The organism is Streptomyces sp. NPDC048506 (assembly GCF_040651315.1).
Taxonomy (GTDB): domain Bacteria; phylum Actinomycetota; class Actinomycetes; order Streptomycetales; family Streptomycetaceae; genus Streptomyces.
On sequence record NZ_JBEZIX010000111.1, the window covers coordinates 1 to 6,379 of the forward strand.

The following is a 6,379-nucleotide window of genomic DNA, read 5'->3' on the forward strand; positions in this document are numbered from 1 at the left end:
GGCAGTCGGTGTATGCGGCGGCCAATGCGCATCTGGATGCGTTGGCCGAGCGGCGCCGGGCCCAGGGCCGTCCCGCCACCTCCGTCGCCTGGGGCGTCTGGGGCGGCACCGGCATGGTCGAGATCGCCCCCGAGGGGTACCTCGCCCGCCACGGCCTCACCCCCCTCCGCCCGGAGACCGCCCTCGTCGCCCTGCGCCAGGCCATCGACAGCGGCGACGCCACGGTGACCGTGGCCGACATCGACTGGGAGCAGTTCGTCACCGGCTTCACCGCCTTCCGCCCCAGCCCCCTGATCTCCGACATCCCCGCCGCCCGTACCGCGCTCGCCGCCCCCCGGCCCGCCGGCGACACCGCCACCGCACCCGACCTCGTACGGGCCCGGCCCGCGGACCGGCCGCGGCTCGCCCTGGAACTCGTCCTGCGCCACATCGCCGCATTCCTCGGCCACACCGAGGACGGCCGGGTCGACCGGCGGACCCCCTTCCGGGACCTCGGCTTCGACTCGCTGGCCGCGGTGCGGCTGCGCCGCCAACTGGCCGAGGACACCGGCCTCGACCTGCCCAGCACCCTCGTCTTCGACCACGAGGACCCGACCGCGCTGGCGGACCACCTCGCCGCCCTCGTCGACGCCGGGGCCACCGGCCGTGACGAGGGCGCCGCACCGGCCGAGAGCGGGCTGTTCGCCGGATTCCGCGCCGCCGTCGAACAGGGCCGATCCGCCGAGGCCGTGGAGTTGATGGCGTCCCTGGCCACCTTCCGCCCCGCCTTCACCCGTGAGCACCCCGGCAGCGCGCGCCCGGCGCCGGTGCTCCTGGCGACCGGACCGGCGACGCACCCCACGCTGTACTGCTGCGCCGGCACCGCGGCCACCTCCGGCCCCGGGGAGTACGCCCCCTTCGCCGACGGGCTGCGCGAGCGCCGCGAGACCGTCGTCCTCCCGCTGCCCGGGTTCGGCGGCCCCGCGGAACCGCTGCCCGCCTCCCTCGACGCCCTCCTCGACGTCCAGGCCGACGCCCTGCTGGAACACGCCGCGGGCAAGCCGTTCGCGCTCGCCGGCCACTCCGCCGGGGCGAACATCGCGCACGCCCTGGCCGCCCGGCTGGAGGAGCGCGGGGCCGGCCCCACGGCCGTCGTGCTGATGGACGTCTACCGTCCACAGGACCCCGGCGCGATGGGTGTCTGGCGCGACGACCTGCTGCGCTGGGCGCTCGACCGCAGCACCGTCCCCCTGGAGGACCACCGGCTCACCGCCATGGCCGGCTACCACCGGCTGCTGCTCACCACCCGGCTCACCGCACTGCGCGCCCCCGTCCTGCTCGTCCGGGCGTCGGAGCCGCTGCGCGAGTGGCCCGCCGACGGCGGCCGGGGCGACTGGCGCTCCGAGGTCCCGTTCGCCCGGACCGTCGCCGATGTGCCCGGCAACCACTTCACCATGCTCACCGCACACGCGCGGCACACCGCGTCCGTCGTGCACGACTGGCTGGGCGCCGCCCCGCACCCGACCGAGCCCACCCTGCGCACCGGAGGAGAACACTGATGTACGCCAACGACATCGCGGCCGTCTACGACCTGGTCCACGAGGGGAAGGGCAAGGACTACCGGCAGGAGGCCGAGGACATCGCCGCACTGGTGCGCGCCCACCGCCCGGCCACCCGGTCGCTGCTCGACGTCGCCTGCGGAACCGGTCAGCACCTGCGCCACCTCGACGGCCTCTTCGACCGCGTCGAGGGCCTGGAGCTCTCCCGCGACATGCTGACCATCGCCACCCGCCGGAACCCGGACGTCCCCTTGCACGAGGGCGATATGCGCTCCTTCGCCCTGGGCCGCCGGTTCGACGCGGTGATCTGCATGTTCAGCTCCATCGGCCATCTGAGCAGCACCGACGAACTCGACCGCACCCTGCGGTGCTTCGCCGACCACCTCGAACCGGGCGGCGTCATCCTCATCGAACCCTGGTGGTTCCCCGACTCCTTCACCTCCGGCTACGTCGGCGCCAGCGTCACCGAGGCGGGCGAGCGCACCATCTGCCGGGTCTCGCACTCCGTGCGGGAGGGCGACGCCACCCGCATCGAGGTGCACTACCTCGTGGCCGAACCCGCCGGTGGCATCCGCCACCTCACCGAGGACCACACCATCACCCTGTTCCCGCGCGCCGACTACGAGCGCGCCTTCGAGCGCGCCGGCTGCGACGTGCGCTACCAGGAGGGCGGCTCCTCCGGCCGCGGACTGTTCATCGGTACCCGCCGCTGAGGCGGACTCCGCCCCCGAGACGACGAGAGGAATCCCTGGGTGTCCCGATCTTACGAATGACCCGGATCAACCCAAGAAGAAAGGTATGGAAGCCATGCCCACCCCTGCCATGGCGCCGGCTCCCGCGAACGCCGGCATCCGGGAGCTCGGCCGCCGGCTTCAGCTGACCCGTGCCGCGCAGTGGTGCGCAGGCAATCAGGGCGACCCGTACGCGCTGATCCTGCGCGCCCTCGCCGACCCCGCCCCGCTCGAACGGGAGATCCGCGCCGGCGGACCGTGGTTCCGCAGCGAGCTGTCAGCTGCCTGGGTGACCGCGGACCCCGAGGTGGCGGCGGCCGTCCTGGCCGACCCGCGGCTCGGCACGCTGGACCGCGCCGGCCGCCGCCCGGACGAGGAACTGCTGCCGCTGGCCGAGGCGTTCCCCCGCCACGAGCACGCCGAGCTCGCCCGGCTGCGCAAGCTGGCCGAGCCGGGCTTGAGCCGCTGCGCCCCGGCCGAGGCGCCCTGCGCGGCGCGCACCGCCGCCCGCCGACTGCTCCGCCGCCTGCTGCCCTCCGACGGCGCCGCGTTCGACCTCGTCACCGAGGTCGCCCGGCCGTACGCCGTCGAGCTGGTGCTCGGCCTCCTCGGCGTGCCGGACCGCGACCGCGACACCGCCGCGCGGGCACTCGCCGCCTGCGCTCCCCAGCTCGACGCCCGATTCGCCCCGCAGACCCTGGCCGTCGCCCGGGAGTCCGCCGACGCCGTCCGGACCCTGGCCGACCTCGTCCCGGAACTCGTCGCCGACAAGAAGCGGGCCGTCGAGAGCGCCGAGCCCCGGCCCGACGACGTGCTCGCCCTGCTCCTGCGCGACGGCGTCACGCCCCGCGACGTGGAGCGCATCGCGCTGCTCCTTGCCATCGGCACCCCCGAGCCCGCCGCCACCGCCGTCGCGAACACGGTGCACCGGCTGCTGGACCGACCGGGGGAGTGGGCACGGGCCGGCCGCACCCCGGCCGCCGCGCGGGCCGTCGACCGGACGCTGCGCGACCGGCCCCCGGCCCGGCTGGAGAGCCGGGTCGCGCACACCGAACTCCGGATCGGCGGCCAACGGATCGCCGCCGACGACCACGTCGTGGTGCTGGCCGCCGCCGGGCGGGACCTTCCGGGGCCGGAGCCGCTCGGCGGCCCGGACGGGCCGCACCTGGCCCTCGCCCTCCCGCTCATCCGCCTGGCCGCCACCACCGCGGTCCAGGCCATGCCCGGCAGCCTGCCCGAACTGCGGGCCGAGGAACCGCCGTTGACCCGGCCGCGCTCCCCGGTCGTCCGCGCCTGCGCCCGCTTCCGGGTCCACCCGGGATGACCCCGCCGCCCGCCGTACGCCCCCGCCCCAGACCGGAGTCACCGTGCGCGTCCTGCTGACCTCCCTCGCCCACAACACCCACTTCTACAGCCTGGTGCCGCTGGCCTGGGCGCTGCGCGCGGCCGGGCACGAGGTGCGGGTGGCGAGCCCGCCCTCGCTCACCGACGTCATCACCTCCACCGGGCTGACCGCCGTCCCCGTCGGCGACGACCGGCCCGCCGCCGAGCTGCTCGCCGAGATGGGCGGTGACCTCGTCCCCTATCAGCGGGGCTTCGAGTTCTCCGAGGTGGAGACCGCGGCCGAGACCACCTGGGAGCATCTGCTCGGCCAGCAGAGCATGATGGCCGCCCTGTGCTTCGCCCCGTTCAACGGCGCCGCCACGATGGACGACATCGTCGCCTTCGCCCGTGACTGGCGCCCCGACCTGGTCGTGTGGGAGCCGTGGACCTACGCCGGGCCGGTGGCGGCCCGCGCCTGCGGTGCCGCCCACGCCCGCATCCTCTGGGGCCCCGACGCCATCGGACGGTCCCGACGGCGCTTCCTCGAAGCGCTGGAGTGCGTGCCGGAGGAACTGCGCGAGGACCCCATCGCCGAATGGCTCGGCTGGACGCTCGACCGCTACGGCTGCGCCTTCGACGAACGCGACGTGCTCGGCCACTGGGTGATCGACCCGGGGCCCCGCAGCACCCGGCTGGACCTGGGACAGACCACGGTCCCCATGTGCTACGTGCCCTACAACGGGCGCGCCGTGATCGAACCCTGGCTCGCCAGGAAGCCCGATCGCCCCCGCGTCTGCCTCACCCTCGGCATCTCCGCCCGCGAGACCTACGGCCGCGACGCGGTCTCCTACTCCGAGCTGCTGGAGGCGCTGGGCCGGCTGGAGATCGAGGTGGTGGCCACCCTCGACGCATCCCAGCAGAAACGCCTCGGCGACCTTCCCGACAACGTCGTGCCGGTGGACTTCGTGCCGCTCGACGCGCTGCTGCCCAGCTGCGCGGCGATCATCCACCACGGCGGCGCGGGCACCTGGTCCACCGCCCTGCTCCACGGCGTGCCGCAGATCCTGCTGCCCGCGCTGTGGGACGCGCCGCTCAAGGCCCAGCAACTCCAGCGCCTCTCCGCGGGGTTCGACCTGCCCGCCGCGACCCTCACGGCGCGCGGCCTGGCCGACGCGGTGCAGGCGGCCGTACACGACCCCGCGATCCGGGCGGGCGCGCGGCGGCTGCGCGAGGAGATGCTCGCCGACCCCACACCCGCCGCCGTCGTCCCCACGCTGGAGCGCCTCACCGCCCTGCACCGGGCGACCCGATGACACGATCGAACGGAGCCGATCCACCATGCCCGAGAGCCACGCCCTGAGCGAGTTGCTCGCCGCGATCACCGCGCCCGACCGCACGCCCGAGGACATCGCCGGGCTGCGCCTGCCCGAGTCCTTCCGGGCCGTGACCGTCCGCAAAGAGGACACCGAGATGTTCCGCGGCATGCACAGCGCGGACAAGGACCCCCGCAAGTCGCTGCACGTCGACGAGGTGCCGCTGCCCGAACTGGGGCCCGGTGAGGCGCTGGTCGCGGTGATGGCGAGCTCGGTCAACTACAACACGGTGTGGTCGTCCATCTTCGAGCCGCTGCCGACCTTCGACTTCCTGGAGCGCTACGGCCGCACCTCGCCGCTGGCCGCCCGTCACGACCTGCCGTACCACATCCTCGGCTCCGACCTGGCCGGCGTGGTGCTGCGCACCGGCCCCGGGGTGAACGTCTGGAAGCCCGGCGACGAGGTCGTGGCGCACTGTCTGTCGGTGGAGTTGGAGAGCGCCGACGGACACGACGACACCATGCTCGACCCGGCCCAGCGGATCTGGGGCTTCGAGACCAACTTCGGCGGCCTGGCCGAGATAGCCCTGGTCAAGTCCAACCAGCTGATGCCCAAGGCCGCCCACCTCACCTGGGAGGAGGCCGCCGCGCCGGGCCTGGTCAACTCCACCGCCTACCGCCAGTTGGTGTCCCGCAACGGCGCCGGCATGAAGCAGGGCGACAACGTGCTGGTCTGGGGCGCCAGCGGCGGCCTGGGCTCGTACGCCACCCAGCTCGCACTCGCCGGCGGGGCCAACCCGATCTGTGTGGTCTCCAGCGAGCGCAAGGCCGGGGTGTGCCGGGCCATGGGCGCGGAGGCGATCATCGACCGCTCCGCCGAGGACTACCGCTTCTGGACCGACGAGCACACCCAGAACCCGCGGGAGTGGAAGCGGTTCGGCGCCCGCATCAGGGAGTTGACCGGCGGAGAGGACGTGGACATCGTCTTCGAACACCCCGGCCGGGAGACCTTCGGGGCGTCCGTCTACGTCACCCGCAGGGGCGGCACCATCGTTACCTGCGCCTCCACCTCCGGCTACCGCCACGAGTTCGACAACCGCTATCTGTGGATGCACCTCAAGCGGATCGTCGGCACCCACTTCGCCAACTACCGCGAGGCCTGGGAGGCGAACCGCCTCGTCGCCAAGGGGAAGATCCACCCCACCCTCTCCTGCACCTACCCGCTGGCCGACACCGCGCTCGCCGTCCACGACGTGCACGGCAACGTCCACCAGGGCAAGGTCGGCGTGCTCTGCCTGGCCCCGACCGAGGGGCTGGGCGTGCGCGACGAGGAGATGCGCGCCCGGCACATCGACGCGATCAACCGGTTCCGCTGACCGCCCCGTCGGCCCCGGCCGGCCGGAGCGCCCCCGCGCCCCCCGCGCCGGGGCGGCCGGGCGCCCCCCCCCGCCCCGAGCCGGTGTTCAACGTGTCAG

Annotated in this window: 5 protein-coding genes; all 5 read left to right on the forward strand. The window is 74.4% G+C overall.

Going from position 1 to position 6,379, the window contains the following annotated elements; translation table 11 throughout:
- A partial coding sequence (locus AB0C96_RS42790) for a thioesterase domain-containing protein (protein ID WP_362925684.1) occupies window positions 1-1,538 on the forward strand: 1,538 nt, incomplete at its 5' end.
- The gene (locus tag AB0C96_RS42795) at window positions 1,538-2,251 is read left to right on the forward strand and encodes a class I SAM-dependent methyltransferase (protein WP_362925686.1); all 714 of its coding nucleotides are present in this window, start codon (window positions 1,538-1,540) and stop codon (window positions 2,249-2,251) included. The genes AB0C96_RS42790 and AB0C96_RS42795, both read left to right, overlap by 1 nt.
- 94 nt (window positions 2,252-2,345) lie before the next feature.
- On the forward strand, window positions 2,346-3,593 hold the full coding sequence (locus AB0C96_RS42800; RefSeq protein ID WP_362925688.1) for a P450-derived glycosyltransferase activator: 1,248 nt from the start codon (window positions 2,346-2,348) through the stop codon (window positions 3,591-3,593).
- 43 nt (window positions 3,594-3,636) lie between these two features.
- The gene (locus AB0C96_RS42805; RefSeq protein ID WP_362925690.1) at window positions 3,637-4,905 is read left to right on the forward strand and encodes an activator-dependent family glycosyltransferase; all 1,269 of its coding nucleotides are present in this window, start codon (window positions 3,637-3,639) and stop codon (window positions 4,903-4,905) included.
- A gap of 25 nt (window positions 4,906-4,930) precedes the next feature.
- Window positions 4,931-6,280 (forward strand): crotonyl-CoA carboxylase/reductase, encoded by a 1,350-nt coding sequence (gene ccrA / locus AB0C96_RS42810; protein ID WP_362925691.1) that lies wholly within the window; start codon window positions 4,931-4,933, stop codon window positions 6,278-6,280.
- Window positions 6,281-6,379 lie beyond the last annotated feature (99 nt).